A 16,945-nucleotide genomic window follows, 5' to 3' on the forward strand; every position below is an offset into this window, starting at 1 on the left:
GAGTTGTCCCGGCAACGGGACGTCCGAACCGGCCGCGGCCGGTTCACCGGGGGCCGATCTGAGGTATGTTCGGGCCAGTTCACATGATACCGCCATGGCTTTGTTCCATCCGCTGAATGCCTCACGATCTTCCGGAAAAGCCGCTCTCATGGATTCCGGGCCGCACTGCCGCCCGACCGGAAGAACGTCTGCCAAGAAACGGGAGTTCACAGCATGCGATACGAAATTCTGAGGCCGCTCCGTGTCATCGACGGGGAACGGACGAAGACCATCCAGGCGCAGAAGGTGGAGACCCTGCTGACCGCTCTGATCATCCGCTCCGATCAGGTCGTCAGCACCGAACAGCTCTTCAGCGAGATATGGGGGGACGAGCCGCCGCGCAGTGCGACGGCGAGCCTTTATGTGTATGTCTCCCAGGTCCGCAAATTACTCCGGCGCCCGGACACGGAGGTGAGCCCGGTCCTGACCAGACCCCCGGGATACATGTTGACCCTGGGGAGCGACGGACTTGACCTCCACGATTTCACGCGCCTCATGAAGAAGGGCCGGGACCATCTCAGGAGCAGCGGCCACGAAGCCGCGATGCACAGCTTCGAGGAGGCGCTCGCCCTGTGCCAGGGGCCACTCCTCGCCGACACGGCCCGCGGGTCGATCCTGCGGGGGTTCTGGACGTGGCTCAACGAGGCCCGGCTGGAGTGCATGGAAGGCCTGATGGACGCCCGCATGGCTCTCGGGCACCACCGCGAACTCGTCAGCGACCTGTACCTCCTCAGCACCGAGCACCCGCTGCGGGAGGCCTTTCACCGGCAGCTCATGCTGGCGCTGCACCGCAGCGAGTCCCGGGGCGACGCCCTGCTCGTGTACCAGCGCGCCCGCCGCACTCTCCGGGAGGAGCTGGGCATCGAGCCCGGGCCGGCGCTCCAGGACATCCAAAGGGCGATCCTGACGGCGGACACGGGACGCTGAGCGGTCAGGGGCGCAGTCCGGTGTGCCGCGCTTCCCGGCCGCGCCACGGGGCGCTCAGCGGGAGCGGTGGAGTTCCACGAGCCGCTCGAGCTCCGGCACCGCGTCGTTGGGTGTCGGCTGGGCCAGTGCTTCCTCGCGCAGCCGTCCGGCGGCCGCCAGGAACTCGGGTTCGTCGAGGACCCGTACCAGGGATTCCCGTATCCACGCCCCGACCGCCTCCGGCGCGGCCCCGCCCATCTTCTCCATCAGGTGGCCGTCGCCCTCCGCGTCCACCGGGTACCACAGTCCGGCCCCGGCCCGCTCGAGCCGCGGACCGCGTTCGGAGATGTCCGGGACGACGCGGCTGACCATGACCTGGGGCACCCCGTGGGCCATCGCGTCCAGCCATACGGGGATTCCCCCGTGGTGGATCACGGCCGCGCACGACGGAAGGATGACGTGCACCGGCACGAACGGCACGATCTTCGTGTTGTCGGGGACACGATCGAGTTCCCGCTCAAGCTGCTCCGGCAGGGTCAGCACCAGCTCGATGTCGAGGTCGGCGAGCGAATCCAGCATCGCCTGCAACTGCTCGCCGGAGAGGGCCTGTTGCTTCGCCGTCTGTTCCAGGCTCAGGCCGAAGGTGGCGAGGACGCGCCGCTTCTCCGGGTCACGGCGGGTCCACTCCGCCGCGACGGAGGGCCCGTTGTACGCGGTGTAGCGGTTGTCGACATGGGGCACCTTCTGTTCCACCCGCATCGAACCCAGCACCTGGTCGACGCTGAAGTGCCCGGTCACCATCTCCTCGGAGAACGGCTTGCCGTACTTCTTCGCCCAGCCCGCCAGCCACTCCCCCACGGGGTCCTCGCGCTCCGTCTCGGGCTGCTGGGCCCGCAGCCGCAGGTAGTGCCGCCGCATCCGGCCCTCCACGTCGAGACCGATCGGCATGCGCGCGTTGGCCGCGCCCACCGCGGTGGCCGCGATCGGACCCGCGTAGCTCATCCAGTCCCAGACCACCAGGTCCGGCTGCCACCAGCGGCTGTACTCCACCAGGTCCTCGACCATCGAGTCGTTCATGGTCCGCAGGGTCTCGCTGAAGAACCGGTACAGCCAGCGCAGGCGCTCCCAGGTGAGCTCCTCCTCGCGGTTCTCGGCGAAGTCGACCAGGAGGTCTCCCCGTTCCGCGAGGTCCTCGGCGCGCTTGCGGTGCTCGGAGTCCGTCAGCCCTTCCAGCTTCGTCAGCACGGACTCCACGGGGCCGACGGGGACCGCCGTGAGACCCGAGCCGGTGATGACGTCGGTCAGCTCCGGGGTGCTGGCGACCCGCACCTCGTGCCCCGCCGTGTTCAAGGACCAGGCCAGCGGCACGACGGCGTGGAAGTGAGTCCGCCAAGGGAATGTGACAAACAGGACACGCATGACGATCAACCCCTCCATAGGCGCCACGACATCGAGGACCCTCGCAGCCGCTCCTTGGGCAGGACTAGGCCCGTTCTAGACCCGTCCGGCACCCCGGACGCGCGTAAGACCGGGCCTAGATCGGCTCTAGCTCCGCAGGTCACACTCGCCACCGGTTCGCGTGGCACACCCAAGAAGCGGGAGAATCGGATGGCAGGGACCTTTCGGGCCAGTCGGCAGTGGGAGCGCATCAGCGAGAACTGGGTCACCGAGGACGGGGCCGACAACCTGACAGACTTCAAGTCCGATTCCCGGAACTACCACCTCGCCCTGTGGGATCCGCGGAGGAACGGCATCCGATATCTGCGGGCGCTGGTCTATGAACTGGCCACACGCCTGGGGCCCGAGGACTGGCAGAAGATCCGGAACACCAAGAACCGCGAGGTCGGCAATCCCGTCGAGGTACGCCTGGACGGTACGTCGGTGTGTCTCGACTATCTGCAGGCGGCGCTCGAGCTGGGATTCATCGAGAAGGAGCTCGATCTGCGGGGCGGCCGCGTCCTGGAGATCGGCGCCGGATACGGGCGCCTCGCCCATGCGATGCTGTCCAACTATGACCTCGACTCGTACTGTGTCATCGACCTGAAGAACACCCTCTCCCTCAGCCGGAGTTATCTCCGCGAGGTCCTGAGCGAGAAGCAGTTCGCGAAGATGCGGTTCGTCCAGGTCGACGACGTCACCGCCTCGCTCGACACCGCGCAGTTCGACCTGTGCGTCAACATCCATTCCATGACGGAAATGATCCCGGAAACCGTCGAGGAATACCTCCGGCTGATCGACAGGACGTGCACGGCGTTCTTCGTGAAGAACCCGGTCGGAAAGTACATCGACCCGAGCCTCGACGGCTATTACAAGGGCGACGAAGCCGTGCAGGAGGCGCTCGCGAGCGGCCCGCTGCGCCAACAGCTCGACATTCACGACAGCGAGGCCGTGCAAGCGGCGGCACCCGACTTCCTCGATGCGTACCGCCCGGGCACCGCCTGGTCCCCCGCGGCACACGGGCGCGGGGTCCCCTGGAGCTACTTCTGGCAGGCCCTCTACACGAAGGACAGCACCCGCCCGTGAACCGGGCGCCGACCGGTCGACCGGTCCTGGTACTGGGCGGATCGGGCTATCTGGGCCGGCACATCTGCGCGGCGTTCGCCACGGCGGGCGCGCGGGTGACCCGGGTCCGCCGGGACGCGCGGGACGGTGGGGAACACGGGGACGACGGGGACTACGGGGCCGACGCGGTCGAGACCGTACGCCTCGACCTCGCCGCCGCGGACTCAGCCGAACTCGCCCGCCTGTGCGCCGGCGTCGGGGCGCAGGTCGTGGTGAATGCCGTGGGCGCGGTCTGGAACAGCACCGAGCACCAGATGACCGAGCTCAACGACCGCCTGGTGACCCGGCTGACGGACGCCGTCGCCGCCGTGCCGCGACGGCCCCGGCTCATCCAGCTCGGCAGCGCCCACGAGTACGGTCCGGCCGGCCCCGGCGACCTCATCGACGAGGACTGGCCGCCCGCCCCCACGACCGCCTACGGCCGCACCAAGCTGGCGGGCACCCGCACCGTCGTCCGCGCCGTCCGCGAGCGGGACGTCGACGGGGTGGTGCTGCGCGTCTCCCTCGCCTGCGGACCGGGCGCCCCCGAGGCCGGCCTACCCGGTGCCGTGGCCGCCCGTCTGGCCGCGGGCCACGACGAGTTGCGGCTCGCGCCGCTGCGCGCCCACCGCGACCTGGTGGACGTGCGGGACGTCGCCGAGGCCGTCCTCGCGGCAGCCCGGGTTCCCGCTCCCGCACTCGCCGAGGCGGGCGCCGTCGTCAACATCGGCCAGGGCGAGGCCGTGCCGGTGCGCGAGCTCGTCGAGCTGATGATCGCATGCGGCGGCCGCCCCGTCCGCGTACGGGAAGAACAGCCGCCGCCCCAGGCGAACCCGCGCTCGGACGGCCTGTGGCAGCGCCTGGACGTCTCGCGTGCGCGGCGGCTGCTCGGCTGGGCACCACACCGCACCCTGACGGACTCGGTGCGCGATCTGCTGTCGGCCGCCGGGGTGCCCGGCCCCGGCACGGCTGATGTTCTCAACTCCCGGACGGTCAAAGGAAGGACAGCACATGAGTGATCGGGCCGATCACATACTCGACGAAGTCCGCAAGTACCACCAGGACCGCCAGGACGACCGGGGCTTCGTCCCCGGTGTCACCGAGATCTGGCCGTCCGGCGCCGTACTCGACGAGGAGGACCGGGCGGCTCTCGTGGAAGCCGCCCTGAACCTGCGGATCGCGGCGGGCACGTCGTCCCGCACGTTCGAGTCGGCCTTCGCCCGCGTGATGAAGCGGCGCAAGGCACATCTGACCAACTCCGGCTCGTCGGCGAACCTCCTCGCCCTGTCCGCGCTCACCTCCCCCGCGCTCGGGGACCGCAGGCTCAGGCCCGGCGACGAGGTGATCACGGTCGCGGCGGGCTTCCCCACGACCGTCAACCCCATCCTCCAGAACGGCCTCGTCCCGGTCTTCGTCGACATCGAGCTGCGCACGTACAACACCACCGTCGAGCGCGTCGAGAAGGCCATCGGTCCGCGCACCCGGGCGATCATGATGGCGCACACCCTCGGCAACCCGTTCGACGCTGCGGAAGTGGCCCGACTCGCCGAGGACCGCGAGCTGTTGCTGGTCGAGGACACCTGTGACGCCGTGGGCTCCACCCACCGCGGCAGGCTCGCCGGGACCTTCGGCGACTTCGCCACCGTCAGCTTCTATCCGGCGCACCACCTCACCATGGGCGAGGGCGGCTGCGTCCTCACCTCGAACCTCGCCCTGGCCCGGATCGTGGAGTCGATGCGTGACTGGGGCCGAGACTGCTGGTGCGAGCCGGGCGAGAGCAACACCTGCCGCAAGCGCTTCGGGTACCAGATGGGGACACTGCCGGACGGCTACGACCACAAGTACATCTTCTCCCACGTGGGTTACAACCTGAAGTCCACCGATCTGCAGGCGGCGCTCGGCCTGAGCCAGCTCGGCAAGCTCGACGAGTTCAGCGCGGTGCGGCGCCGGAACTGGCGACGGCTGCGCGAGGGGCTCGCGGACGTGCCGTGGCTGGTGCTGCCGGAGGCCACGCCGGACAGCGACCCGAGCTGGTTCGGCTTCGTCATCACCGTCGACCCCGGGGCGCCCTTCCGGCGCGCGGAGCTCGTGGACTTCCTGGAGTCCCGCAAGATCGGCACGCGCAGGCTGTTCGCCGGGAACCTGGTGCGTCATCCCGCCTACGCCGAGCGCGAGTTCCGGGTCTCCGGCGACCTGACCAACAGCGACATCGTCACCGAGCACACCTTCTGGGTCGGCGTCTACCCGGCCCTCACCGAGGAGATGATCGACTACGTCATCTCCTCCGTCACCGAGTTCGTGGGGAGCCACCGATGACCGAAGTCGGGAGCGAGCGGGTGCGGACACCGCTCCGGCCCCGCGCGGACGCCTCCCTGTCCGACCGGATCGCCCGCTCGGCGAGCGCGTCGGCGGACGCGTCCTGCGACGAGATCCACGCCTGGCTCCAACGGCGGCGCGAGGAGGTCGAGTTCACGGTCGACCGCATCCCCTTCGATGCTCTCGACGGCTGGTCCTTCGCCCCGGGGACCGGGAATCTCGTGCACCGCAGCGGCCGCTTCTTCACCGTGGAGGGGCTGCACGCCAGCGTCGGCGAGCAGCCCTCTCCCGTGGAGTGGCACCAGCCCGTCATCGTCCAGCGGGAGACCGGCATTCTGGGCATCCTGGCCCAGGAGTTCGACGGGGTCCTGCACTTCCTGATGCAGGCCAAGATGGAGCCGGGCAACCCCGGGCTGCTGCAGCTCTCCCCCACCGTGCAGGCCACTTACAGCAACTACACCAAGGTCCACAAGGGCGGGTCCGTCCGCTATGTGGAGTACTTCACCGACCCGTCCCGGGCCCGCGTCCTGTCGGACGTGCTGCAGTCCGAGCACGGCTCCTGGTTCTACCGCAAGCGCAACCGCAACATGGTCGTCGAGGCGATCGGTCCGGTGCCGGAGCACGAGGACTTCCGCTGGCTCACCCTGGGCCAGATCCATCAACTCCTGCGCCACGACCACACGGTGAACATGGACGCGCGCTCCGCTCTCGCCGGACTGTCCAGGTCCGGCGTGCCGGGCGCCCCGCACTCAGGTGCCGCTCTGCACTCCGACACGGAGCTCCTCTCCTGGCTCGCGGGCCGGCGCGCCGCGAGCCCCATCCGCCCCGAGCGCGTCCCGCTCGCCGGCGTACCGGGCTGGAAGCACGGCCCGTCCTCCGTCGACCACGAGAACGACCGCTACTTCCGCGTCGTGGCCGTGTCGGTGCGGGCGGGCAACAGGGAGGTCGGCCACTGGACCCAGCCCCTGTTCGAGCCACTCGGCCAGGGCGTCGTCGCCTTCCTGTCCCGCACCGTCGGGGGGGTACCGCACGTGCTGGTACACGCTCGCGCGGAGGGCGGCTTCCTCGACGCCGAGCTGGGCCCGACCGTCCAGTGCGCGCCGGCCAACCACGCCCATCTGCCCGCCGCGGACCGGCCGCCCTTCCTCGACCTGGTGACGACGGCCGACCCGTCGAGGATCCGCTACTCCGCGCTGCACTCGGAGGAGGGGGGCCGCTTCCTGGACGCGGTGAGCCGGTACCTCGTCGTGGAGGCCGACGAGAGCCAGGCACCACTCGACGCGCCGCCCGGCTTCCACTGGGTCTCGCACGACCAGCTCGCCGCGCTCGCCCGGCACAGCCACTACGTCAACGTCCAGGCACGGACGCTCCTGATGTGCCTGGACTCGCTGGGGAGCTAGGGAGCCAGGGGGCGTTTCGAGGCCAGGGGCATGCCGAGGCTAGACCTCGATCCGTACGGCCTTACGCTCGGCCTCCGCCACCAGCCGGGCCTGGCACAGACTCATCTCCCGCGCCTCCCGCGCCGCCGCGGCGTCGCCGCCCGCGCCGCTCGCCCGCACCGCTTCCGCGAAGCACCGTACGACATTGGCGAATTGGTCGTCCGTCCGGAGCACGGTCTCCTCGCGATGGTCCTGCCGCTCGATGCGCAGCACCGGCTGGTACGTCGCCGGCGGCGTGAACGCGCGGTCGAGCATCAACCGCCCGCTGCCGCCCGCGAACTCACAGCTCGTGCGGTAGGAGTGCTCCATCCCGAAGCAGAGGTCGGCCGTCACCCCGCCCGGCGTGCACGCCAGAATCCGCCCGGACACGACCGCGCCGGTGCGGGCCCGCACGCGCAGCACCGCGTGGACGACCGCCAAGTCGGCCCCCAGGTAGTACAGGGCCGCGCGGATCGGGTAGATGCCCATGTCCAGAAGGGCGCCACCGCCCACGTCGGGCCGATGGCGGATGTCGTCCTCGGGGAGCGGCGGGATGGTGAACACGCTGGTGAAGTCGCGTACGTCGGCGATGACGCCGTCGGCGAGCAGCTTGCGCACGTGTGCGTGCTGCGCGTGGTGCGGGAAGGCGACGTTCTCCAGGAGCACGAGTCCCAGCGACTCGGCGAGCCGCAGCAGCCGTCCGGTGCTGTCCGCGTCCCCGGTCAGGGGCTTCTCGGCCAGCACGTGCTTGCCCGCGCGCAGGGCCTTCTCGACCCACTCGGCGTGCAGCATCGCGGGCAGCGGCACATAGACGGCGTCGATGTCGGGGGACGCGAGCAGCGCGTCGTACCCCCGTACCGGCGCGCAGCCGAACGCGGCGGCGAACCGGGCCGCCTTCGCCCCGTCGCGGCTGGCGACGGCGGCCACCTCGACACCGGGCGCACCGGCCAGGGCCGGCAGGGTACGGCGCCACGCGATGTCCGCGCAGCCCAGAACCCCGCAACGCAGCGGGCGTGTCGGTGCTGCCACATCTCCTCCTCATGCACTGACGCCGCGGGTGCGCGGCTCCCACCAGGAGCGGTTGCTCCGGTACCAGGCGACCGTCTCGGCGAGCCCGGACTCGAAGTCGCGCAGGGGCCGGTAGCCGAGCTCGGCCCGGGCCCTGTCGTCGCGGATCGAGTAGCGCCGGTCGTGGCCCTTGCGGTCCGGTACGTGGCGTACCTGACTCCAGTCGCCGCCGCAGGCCGCGAGCAGGCGCTCGGTCAGCTCGTGGTTGCTCAACTCGGTGCCGCCGCCGATGTTGTAGACGACGCCGGGCCGCCCGCCGGTGCGCACCAGGTCGACACCGCGGCAGTGGTCCTCCACGTGCAGCCAGTCGCGAACGTTCCCGCCGTCTCCGTACAGCGGCACCGCGCCGCCGTCGAGCAGCCGCGTGACGAACAGCGGGATGACCTTCTCGGGGAACTGCCGCGGGCCGTAGTTGTTGGAGCAGCGGGTGACCCGGACGTCCAGGCCGTGGGTGCGGTGGTAGGAGAGGGCGATGAGATCGGAGGCCGCCTTGGACGCCGCATAGGGCGAGTTGGGGCCGAGGGGGTCGTCCTCGGTGAAGGAGCCGGTCTCGATGGACCCGTAGACCTCGTCGGTGGACACGTGCACGAAGCGGCCGACGGCGTGGCGCAGCGCCGCGTCGAGGAGTGTCTGGGTGCCGGATACGTTGGCACGGACGAAGGCGTCCGCGGCGGCGATGGAGCGGTCGACGTGGGACTCCGCTGCGAAGTGCACCACCTGGTCGGCCCGGGCCATGAGCCGGTCGACGGTTTCGGCGTCGCAGATGTCGCCCTGGACGAAGGTCAGCCGGGGGTGGGTGAGGTCGAGGTTGTCGAGCCTGCCGGCGTAGGTGAGCTTGTCGAGGACAGTGACGTGGGAGACCTCGGCCGCCGTCTCGCCGAGGCCGGAGCCGGATCCGGAGCCGAGCAGCATGCGCACGTATGCGGAGCCGATGAAGCCGGCGGCGCCGGTGACCAGGAGACGCATCACTCCTCCATGAAGTTGGCGAGCGAAGGGGCCAGACGGTACTCGCGGGCGCTCTCCATGACGTACTGGCCGTAGGGCGAACTGCCCATCCCGGCGCCGAGCTCATGGCAGGCCTCCGGAGTGATGAAGCCCATGTACATGGCAACCTCCTCGACACAGCCGATCCGCGTGCCCTGGCGATGCTGTGCGTCCCGGACGAACCGGCCCGCGTCGAGCAGGGATTCGTGGGTCCCGGCGTCCAGCCAGGTGACTCCCCTGCCGAGCCACACCAGGTCGGCACGCCCCTCCTCCATGTACGCACGCAGGACGTCGGTGATCTCCAACTCGCCCCGGGCGGAGGGCCGCAGGCCCTGAGCGACGTCCGACACGGTGTGGTCGAAGAAGTACAGGCCCGGGATCGCGAGATTGGACCGCGGGTGCTTCGGCTTCTCCTCGATGGAGACGAGCTGGCCCTTCGTGTCGATCTCGGCGACGCCGAAGTGCTCCGGCTCGGCGACCTGGTGGCCGAAGAGAACACAGCCACGCAGCGTTCGCGCGCTCCCGCGCAGCAGGGCGGGGAGCTTGGCGCCATGGAAGAGGTTGTCGCCCAGGATCAGGGCGCAGCTCTCGCCCTCGATGTGGCCCGCCCCGACGCGAAAGGCGTCGGCGATCCCCCGTGGCTCCTCCTGCGCCGCGTAGTCGATGCGCATGCCGAGCCTGCTGCCGTCCCCGAACAGCCTGCGAAACGATTCGATCTCCGCGGGCCGGGCGATGATGAGGACGTCGTCGATGCCCGCGAGCATGAGCACGGACAGCGGGTAGTAGACCATGGGCTTGTCGTAGACCGGAGCGAGCTGTTTGGAGCTCACGAGGGTGACGGGCTGCAGTCGGCTCCCGTTCCCGCCCGCCAGGACGATGCCCTTCACCGGACCGATACCTTTCGGTGGACCACGTCTCCTCCATTTTCTCGGACCATTTTCGGACGACTGTCGGATCGTTCTCGGACCATCCACGATCCGTCGCATTCTCGACCGCCCGCCCAAAGCCGGTCTTGGGTCATTCAAAACCGGGGCGTGAGCGGCGGTCGCGGCCGGACTTGAATTGACCTTCTCGCACCCGGAGTTCGACATTCCAGGCCCTTTCTCTTGTACTGTCGCCAGTACAAGAGAAACCATTTGAAGCGAAAGCAGCGGCCCGAATGACGGAGGCGCACACGTGTCGGTTTCGGAGCATGTCCCCAGTCTCAGTTCGGAGTTCGTCAGCACACCGAGCGGCTATCGGGCCCTGCGGGCGCAAGCCCCGCTGGTGCAGGTGACGCTCGCCGACGTGGACACCCCCATGTGGCTCGTCACGCGTTACGAGGTCCTGAAGGCGATCCTCGTCGATCCCCGTTTCGTACGCGACGCCACCAAGCTCTCCGGCCAGGAGGGACCCAGCATCGCGGACCAGATGGTCGCGGCGTACGGGCTGCCGCCGGAGTACCGCGGCTACATCGGCACCCTCGTGCTGTCCGACGGCCCGGACCACACACGCATGCGCGGCCTCATCACGCGCGCGTTCACCGCCCGTCGTGTCGAGGCGCTGCGCCCCGTGCTGCGCCGCGTCACCCGGGAGCTGCTCGAACCCCTGTCCGCCAAGGGCGAGGCCGAACTGCTCGAAGAGTTCAGCTACCCGCTGGCGAGCACCGCGGTCTGTGAGCTCCTCGGCATCGCGGAGGTCGACCAGCCGCGGGTGAAGGCGGGGATCATGGACGCCATCTCGGGTGACCCCGAGCGGCTCGTCCCGGCGTTCAAGGGCATGGTCGAGCACTGCAAGTCACTGATCGAGTCGCGCCGCCGAAGCCCTCAGGACGACCTGGTCTCCGCGCTGTTACGGGTCAGCGAGGAGGAGAGCGACTTCGGCGAGACGCAGATCATCGCGATCGTCGCGCTGCTCATCAACACCGGGATCATGCCGCCCGCGCACTTCATCGCGGACGCGGCCCTCGCCCTGCTCGACCACCCCGGTCAACTGGCGCGGCTGCGCGGGGAACCGGGGCTCCTCGGCACCCGGGCCGTGCCCGAGCTGCTGCGCTTCACCTCGTCCGTGCCGGTCGGCGCCCCGATGTACGCGACCGAGGACGTGGAGCTAGCGGGCGTGCGGATCACGCGCGGCGAGGTCGTCGTCCCCGGTCTCCTGGCCGCCAACCACGACCCGGGCGAGTACTCCGACGACGCCCCGCGGCTCGACGTGGGCCGTGAACTCCTCGGCAGCGGCGTGGGCCACATGGCCTTTGGACACGGCCCGCACTACTGCATCGGCGCCGCACTCGGGCGCATTCAGGCCGAGGTCGTGCTCGACGAGTTGTTCCTCCAGGGCCGTGACCCGAAGCTCGCCGTGCACCGCGACGCATTGGAGTTCGTGGCGCGGCCCGGAGACGGCATGCATCTGAAGGCTCTTCCCGTGCGCTTCTGAATTCGAAGGTCGCAGGGCCCGCCTCCGCCCCGTCCGGAGTGCGCGCCCTGCGGCCTTGCTCTCACCCCTTCCTCCAGGACCTGTTCGGCCGTGTTGTCCAGGGTGGCCAGAGCCCACTGCGCAAGTTCGACCCCGGACTGCTCAGCCCCCTTCGGAACAGCACAGAATTCGCTTCACCGGATGTCGACATGTCCAGATGTCTAAATTCCCCCCGACCAGTTCCGCCCCATTTCTGCAAGTGCACTGTTTCCGATGCATCACACAACACGAGGGGAGCCAGGGGGCAAGGAAAAAGGTACCGAACGTTCGGACTTGTTCAAGTCCGTCGCCGTGACGGTCGTCGCGTTCCTACTGCTGCCCGGGGTCTGGCGGCAGACCGCTGTGCTCATCGGCATGGCCGCGGGCACCGGCATCGCCGCGGTCACCGGGCTCGCACCACCCTGGCCGAGATCACCGGCCAGACAGTCCTCAACAGCGAGGCCGTGGGGCGCCCCGCGGGCCCGGGCCGCGACGTCCCCGCGGGCGCCCTGCTGATCCTCGTGGGTCTGGTGTCCCCGCGGTCGTGCTGCACGCCCTCGTGCGGCCCTCCGCCCCGCCACCGGCAGGGCGGGCAGGATCACGCCGAAGCGCAGGATCAGGACGGCGATGACGGTGTGCGCCGTGGTGATGCCCTTGGCCGCGAGATGGCTGCCGCCCCAGGCTACTGCGACCAGGAGCACCGGATAGATCGGTGAGCCAGCCGCGGCGGGCCGGGACCCCGGGCGCCCCGGGCGCCACCTCAGCCGTCGAGCCCGGAACTCATCGCGATCTCGGCGTCCGATTCCCGCCAGCACCGCTGTCGCCCCACCGCTGTACGTGAACTCGCAACGACAGCAGGGCAACAGGACAGAGCAACCCAGCGGAGCAACTCAGGGAGAGAAAGTGAACGGCAAGGTCGCACTCGTCACCGGTGGCAGCCGCGGCATGGGCAGCCTGACGCTCTCCGATGTGGACAAGTCGGCGCTCACCGGCATGACCAAGGCCCTGGCACAGGAGCTCGGCGGGCGCCGTATCACCGTGAACCTCGTTCACCCGGGCGCGGTCGACACCGACCTGAACCCGGCCGACGAGGAGGCCGGGTACATCACGGGCGCGGAGCTGGTGGCCGACGGCGGCCGCTCCGCGTAACCCACCTGCCCGTAACGGAAAATGGGGCGCACCGGGGCTGTCCTCCCGGTGCGCCCCATGGGCGGGCGTCGTCAGCCGCCCAGCTCCTGGTGGCGGGCCGCCAGCCTGGCCGCGCCGTCCTCGGTCAGCGAGCCGAAGAGGCGCAGGCGGGAGAAGCCCCCGTCCGGGAAGATGTCGATCCGCACGAGGCTGCCGACCGCCGGGGTGTCGAGGACGAACCGGTGGTTGGTGTCGGGCTGCAGGCGGGTGCGGGGCAGGAACTCCTGCCACTCCCCTCCTTCAGGGCCGTCGCTCGACTTGACGGAGAGCGAGGCCCAGCCGGCCGAGTTGCCCTTCAGGTACGCCGTGTCGATCTCGATCGCGCGGATCGAGGACTCGGCGACGAGCTGGTAGTTGATCCAGTCGTTGCCGCTGTCACGGCGGCGCGCGGTCTCCCAGCCGTCGTCCATCTTGCGGGAGCGGCCCGGGTTGATGGTGTTGACCGGCGAGGAGTAGAAATGGTTGGAGGCGTCGAGGACCTGGCCGCCGTTCTCCAGGGCGACCACGTCGAACGAGCCGAGCGCGGCGAGCCACTTGGGGTCGGGGGCGACCTCGCCGTGCACGCGAAGCCGTGCGATGCCGCCGTCGGGGTGCTGGTTGACGCGCAGGTGCGTGAAGCGCTGCTCGGCCGTCACCTCGAAGCCGTTGGCGGCGTGGCCGCCTACAGGCGTACGGGGAACGATGGTCGTCCACTTCACGTCGCCGGAGAGGAGTTCCTCCGGCGACGGAGCGCCCTCGACGCTCGTCGCCTCGACGGAGACGGCCTGCGGCATGTTGCCGCGGAAGTGGGCGGTGTCGACGACGACGCCGCGGATGACGCCGGGGGCGCCGAGGCGGACGAGCGCCCAGTCGTGGTCCTCGGCGGTCGGCCAGGGCTGCTCGGCGGAGACGCCGCGGCGGCGGCGGGTCTCCCAGCCGTCCATGACCTTGCCCTTGTGACCGAAGTGCTCGGGGTCGAACTCGGCGGGCTCGGGCACGAGGAGGTTCTCGCGCTGGGCGAAGAACTCGTCGTTGGCGGCGATGACGCCCGCGCCGAGCCGGCGGTCGGCGAGGTTCGCGTACTGGGTGAAGGGGAAGTCGGCGGTGCGGTAGTCCGCGTACGGCTCGGTGCCCGGGGTGTACGGGTTCGCGTTGCCGGTGAACGAAGGTGTGGACCCGGTCACGGTGTCAGTTCTTCCTTTCGAGAAGGCGGCCGGTGGGCTCGGTGAGCTCGCCGTTGTGCTGGATGCGGCGGCCGCGCAGCCACGTGGACTTCACGACGCCGTGCAAGGTCTTGCCCGCGTACGCCGTGACCTTGTTGCGGTGCTGCAGCTCGGCCGCGTCGACGGTGAAGGTCTCTTCGGGCGCGAGGACCGCGATGTCGGCGTCGCGGCCCGGGGCGATGGCGCCCTTCTGATCGAGGCCGACGAGGGCGGCGGTGCGCGCGGACATCCAACGGGCCACGTCCTCGAGGGAGTAGCCGCGCTTGCGGGCCTCGGTCCACACGGCCGAGAGGCTGAGCTGGAGCCCGGAGATGCCGCCCCACGCGGTGGCGAAATCGGCGGTCTTGAGGTCGGCGGTGGACGGCGAGTGGTCGGTCACGACGCAGTCGATGGTGCCGTCGGCGAGCGCCTGCCACAACAGGTCCTGGTTGGCGGCCTCGCGGATCGGCGGGCAGCACTTGAACTCGCTGGCCCCGTCGGGGACTTCCTCGGCCGTCAGGGTGAGGTAGTGCGGGCAGGTCTCGACGGTGAGGCGGACGCCCTCGCGTTTGGCGGCGGCGATCAGCGGCAGCGCGTCGGAGGACGACAGGTGCAGGATGTGGACGCGGGCGCCGATGCGCTTGGCGACGGCGATGAGGCCCTCGATCGCGGTGTCCTCGCTGACGCGCGGGCGGGAGTCGAGGAAGTCCGCATACCGGGGCCCGCTCCTGGCGGGGGCCGCGGCCAGCTCGTGCGGGTCCTCGGCGTGCACGATGAGCAGGCCGCCGAACCCGGCGATCTCTCCCATGGACGCGGCGAGTTGATCCTGGGTCAGCTCGGGAAACTCATCCACGCCGGAGGGCGAGAGGAAGCACTTGAAGCCGAAGACGCCCGCGTCGTGCAGGGGCCGCAGGTCCTTGACGTTGTCGGGCAGCGCGCCGCCCCAGAAACCGACGTCGATGTGCGCCTTGGCGGCCGCCACGTCCTTCTTCGTACGGAGGTTCGCGACCGTGGTCGTCGGCGGCAGCGAGTTCAGCGGCATGTCGACGAGGGTGGTGATGCCGCCGGCGGCCGCGGCGCGCGTGGCCGTCCAGAAGCCCTCCCACTCGGTGCGGCCCGGGTCGTTGACGTGGACGTGGGTGTCGACGAGGCCGGGCAGCAGCGCATCGTCGCCGAAGTCCTCCACGCGTGCGTGCGTCGACACGGCGGCGTCATGTGCGCGCACCGCCACGATCGTGCCGTCCGAGACGACGACGGACGCGGCCCGCGTCCCTTCCGGGGTGATGACGCGCGTCGAGCGCAGCACCAGTTCCTCGCCGGACACCGCGGCCCCTCTCTGTTCGTCTGAGCGCCTGTGCGCCTCCACCGGCCTTCCGGCCAGCGGAATTCAACGTTCTGTTGAAGAAGTCTTCGCCTCGCGCCCTGATCCGTCAAGGGCCTATACGTTTCCACAAAGTGGAATTAGAATTCCGCAGGCCAGAACGTAGCTATCTACAACGCGGACCGTCAAGGGAGGTCCCCGCCCGCCTCGAAGACCGGACAAACGCCCACTGACCGGCACTGACGTGACGTCCGCACCGGGGCTGTCCGGGAAAGCGCCCGGTAGGCTGCTGCCTTGCCTGCCCTCCCGTAAGGCCCCGAAAGGAACGCGCCGTGCCGACGTCTAGCGCCAGCACCACCGACGCCGCGAAGTCCCCCGCGAGCGGAGGCGTGCAGTCCCTCGAGCGCGCCTTCGACCTGCTCGAGCGCATGGCGGACGCGGGGGGCGAGGTCGGCCTGAGCGAGCTGTCCGCCAGCAGCGGGCTGCCCCTGCCGACCATCCACCGACTGATGCGCACCCTCGTCGCCTGCGGCTACGTACGCCAGCAGCCCAACCGGCGCTACGCCCTCGGGCCGCGCCTCATCCGCCTCGGCGAGTCCGCCTCCCGGCTGCTCGGGACCTGGGCCCGGCCCTATCTCGCCCGCCTCGTCGAGGAGACCGGCGAGACCGCGAACATGGCGCTGCTCGACGGGGACGAGATCGTGTACGTCGCCCAAGTGCCCTCCAAGCACTCCATGCGCATGTTCACGGAGGTGGGGCGGCGGGTCCTTCCCCACTCCACCGGTGTCGGCAAGGCGCTGCTCGCGCACACTCCGGCGGAGGAGGTGCGGGCGCTGCTCGCCCGCACCGGCATGCCTGCCGCCACGGAGAAGACCATCACCACGCCCGACGGATTCCTCGACGCCCTCGAAGAAGTCCGTCGTGCCGGGTACGCCGTCGACGACAACGAACAGGAGATCGGCGTGCGCTGCCTCGCCGTGCCCGTGCCCGACTCCCCCACGGCGGCGGCCATCTCCATCTCCGGCCCCGCGGGCAGGGTGACGGAAGCGGCCACAGAGAAGATCGTCCCCGTCCTGCAGCAGGTGGCGGCCGAACTCTCCGAGGCCCTCGCCACCTCGACGCCCCCGTCCTGACCCTCGCGGGACGCCCCAGTCCCGCCCCTTCTCCGAAACCGGGGCTCCGCCCCTGGACCCCGGGGCCGGGTGTCCCGTGGCGGCTGGGACAGCCCTCCCCCGAACCGGCGCTCCGCGCCTCGTCCTCAAACGCCGGACGGGCTGAAACGGACTTCGCCGAGGCGGACGGAAACTCCTGGCCGGGACGGGGGAAAACTCCGCGCCGAGGTGAAGGGCACGGGTCCGCCCCCCGGATCGCGCTGCGCGCTCGTCCTCAAACGCCGGACGGGCTTTTCCCCACCCGCCCGCCCCCGCCAGGGCTTCGGCCCGGGTGGGACGCACCGCCTGCCCGGGGTCGCTCAGCTCGCCTCGGCGAGGAGTTGCCTGGGCGGGCTGAGGGTGCCGGGCTTTCGGGCAAGCCCGGGACAAGTCCGGGCG

The 16,945-nt window shown here is 70.2% G+C and carries 14 protein-coding genes and 2 pseudogenes; 9 read left to right on the forward strand and 7 right to left on the reverse strand.

The genetic code is table 11. The features are described 5' to 3' along the window. Positions 1-213 precede the first annotated feature (213 nt). The gene (locus tag OO63_RS18070; protein WP_030361896.1) at positions 214-966 is read left to right on the forward strand and encodes an AfsR/SARP family transcriptional regulator; all 753 of its coding nucleotides are present in this window, start codon (positions 214-216) and stop codon (positions 964-966) included. A gap of 54 nt (positions 967-1,020) precedes the next feature. On the opposite strand, the gene OO63_RS18075 is transcribed toward OO63_RS18070, so the two are convergent. Beyond that, positions 1,021-2,382: an activator-dependent family glycosyltransferase gene (locus OO63_RS18075; protein WP_078619202.1), complete on the reverse strand. Its 1,362-nt coding sequence runs from the start codon at positions 2,380-2,382 to the stop codon at positions 1,021-1,023. Positions 2,383-2,553: 171 nt separating this feature from the next. Between OO63_RS18075 and OO63_RS18080 the strand changes: the two genes are divergently transcribed. From OO63_RS18080 to OO63_RS18095, 4 genes are read left to right on the forward strand one after another with little or no spacing between them, the layout of a single operon-like run. Further along, a complete protein-coding gene (locus OO63_RS18080) occupies positions 2,554-3,468 on the forward strand; it encodes a putative sugar O-methyltransferase (protein WP_030361898.1) in 915 nt (304 codons plus the stop codon). Further along, a complete protein-coding gene (locus OO63_RS18085; RefSeq protein WP_051810965.1) occupies positions 3,465-4,505 on the forward strand; it encodes an NAD-dependent epimerase/dehydratase family protein in 1,041 nt (346 codons plus the stop codon). Before OO63_RS18080 ends, OO63_RS18085 begins: the two co-directional genes overlap by 4 nt. Next, positions 4,498-5,802, forward strand: coding sequence for a lipopolysaccharide biosynthesis protein RfbH (rfbH, locus tag OO63_RS18090; protein WP_030361900.1), 1,305 nt, complete (start codon positions 4,498-4,500; stop codon positions 5,800-5,802). The genes OO63_RS18085 and rfbH overlap by 8 nt, the downstream gene beginning before the upstream one ends. After that, positions 5,799-7,202: an NDP-hexose 2,3-dehydratase family protein gene (locus OO63_RS18095; protein WP_030361901.1), complete on the forward strand. Its 1,404-nt coding sequence runs from the start codon at positions 5,799-5,801 to the stop codon at positions 7,200-7,202. Before rfbH ends, OO63_RS18095 begins: the two co-directional genes overlap by 4 nt. 39 nt (positions 7,203-7,241) lie before the next feature. On the opposite strand, the gene OO63_RS18100 is transcribed toward OO63_RS18095, so the two are convergent. From OO63_RS18100 to rfbA, 3 genes are read right to left on the reverse strand one after another with little or no spacing between them, the layout of a single operon-like run. Next, complete coding sequence (locus tag OO63_RS18100; RefSeq protein ID WP_063750420.1) at positions 7,242-8,249, reverse strand: Gfo/Idh/MocA family protein; 1,008 nt, start codon at positions 8,247-8,249, stop codon at positions 7,242-7,244. A gap of 9 nt (positions 8,250-8,258) precedes the next feature. Then, positions 8,259-9,254 carry a dTDP-glucose 4,6-dehydratase gene (rfbB, locus tag OO63_RS18105; protein ID WP_030361903.1) on the reverse strand — a complete coding sequence of 332 codons (996 nt, stop codon included), beginning with the start codon at positions 9,252-9,254 and terminating at the stop codon, positions 8,259-8,261. Next, complete coding sequence (gene rfbA, locus OO63_RS18110) at positions 9,254-10,159, reverse strand: glucose-1-phosphate thymidylyltransferase RfbA (protein ID WP_030361904.1); 906 nt, start codon at positions 10,157-10,159, stop codon at positions 9,254-9,256. Before rfbA ends, rfbB begins: the two co-directional genes overlap by 1 nt. Before the next feature lie 289 nt (positions 10,160-10,448). Here rfbA and OO63_RS18115 point away from each other — a divergent pair, with 289 nt between their 5' ends. Both OO63_RS18115 and OO63_RS45995 read left to right on the forward strand, forming a co-directional pair. Further along, positions 10,449-11,687 carry a cytochrome P450 gene (locus OO63_RS18115; RefSeq protein ID WP_030361905.1) on the forward strand — a complete coding sequence of 413 codons (1,239 nt, stop codon included), beginning with the start codon at positions 10,449-10,451 and terminating at the stop codon, positions 11,685-11,687. A gap of 312 nt (positions 11,688-11,999) precedes the next feature. Then, positions 12,000-12,221, forward strand: a complete 222-nt coding sequence (locus OO63_RS45995; RefSeq protein WP_169786622.1) for a hypothetical protein — start codon at positions 12,000-12,002, stop codon at positions 12,219-12,221. A 29-nt stretch (positions 12,222-12,250) separates the two neighbouring features. Here OO63_RS45995 and OO63_RS46825 read toward each other — a convergent pair. Then, positions 12,251-12,464: pseudogene (locus OO63_RS46825) on the reverse strand (EamA family transporter); the annotation flags it as partial. 183 nt (positions 12,465-12,647) lie between these two features. Here OO63_RS46825 and OO63_RS18125 point away from each other — a divergent pair. Continuing rightward, a pseudogene (locus OO63_RS18125) lies at positions 12,648-12,854 on the forward strand (SDR family oxidoreductase); the annotation flags it as partial. 71 nt (positions 12,855-12,925) lie between these two features. Here the strand turns inward: OO63_RS18125 and alc are convergent. Next, positions 12,926-14,056: an allantoicase gene (gene alc, locus OO63_RS18130; RefSeq protein WP_030361908.1), complete on the reverse strand. Its 1,131-nt coding sequence runs from the start codon at positions 14,054-14,056 to the stop codon at positions 12,926-12,928. 4 nt (positions 14,057-14,060) lie between these two features. Continuing rightward, entirely contained in the window at positions 14,061-15,398 is a 1,338-nt protein-coding gene (gene allB, locus OO63_RS18135; protein ID WP_030361909.1) for an allantoinase AllB, read from the reverse strand. Between the two features lie 329 nt (positions 15,399-15,727). Between allB and OO63_RS18140 the strand changes: the two genes are divergently transcribed. Then, entirely contained in the window at positions 15,728-16,528 is an 801-nt protein-coding gene (locus tag OO63_RS18140; protein WP_030361910.1) for an IclR family transcriptional regulator, read from the forward strand. Positions 16,529-16,945: the final 417 nt, after the last annotated feature.

The organism is Streptomyces alboflavus, from assembly GCF_000716675.1.
Lineage (GTDB): Bacteria > Actinomycetota > Actinomycetes > Streptomycetales > Streptomycetaceae > Streptomyces > Streptomyces alboflavus.

Coding starts and splice junctions, on each gene's coding strand:
- rfbH (WP_030361900.1), top strand. CDS start 4,498: ATGAGTGATCGGGCCGATCACATACTCGACGAAGTCCGCAAGTACCAC.
- OO63_RS18095 (WP_030361901.1), top strand. CDS start 5,799: ATGACCGAAGTCGGGAGCGAGCGGGTGCGGACACCGCTCCGGCCCCGC.
- OO63_RS18075 (WP_078619202.1), bottom strand. CDS start 2,382: ATGGAGGGGTTGATCGTCATGCGTGTCCTGTTTGTCACATTCCCTTGG.
- rfbB (WP_030361903.1), bottom strand. CDS start 9,254: ATGCGTCTCCTGGTCACCGGCGCCGCCGGCTTCATCGGCTCCGCATAC.
- OO63_RS18080 (WP_030361898.1), top strand. CDS start 2,554: ATGGCAGGGACCTTTCGGGCCAGTCGGCAGTGGGAGCGCATCAGCGAG.
- OO63_RS18070 (WP_030361896.1), top strand. CDS start 214: ATGCGATACGAAATTCTGAGGCCGCTCCGTGTCATCGACGGGGAACGG.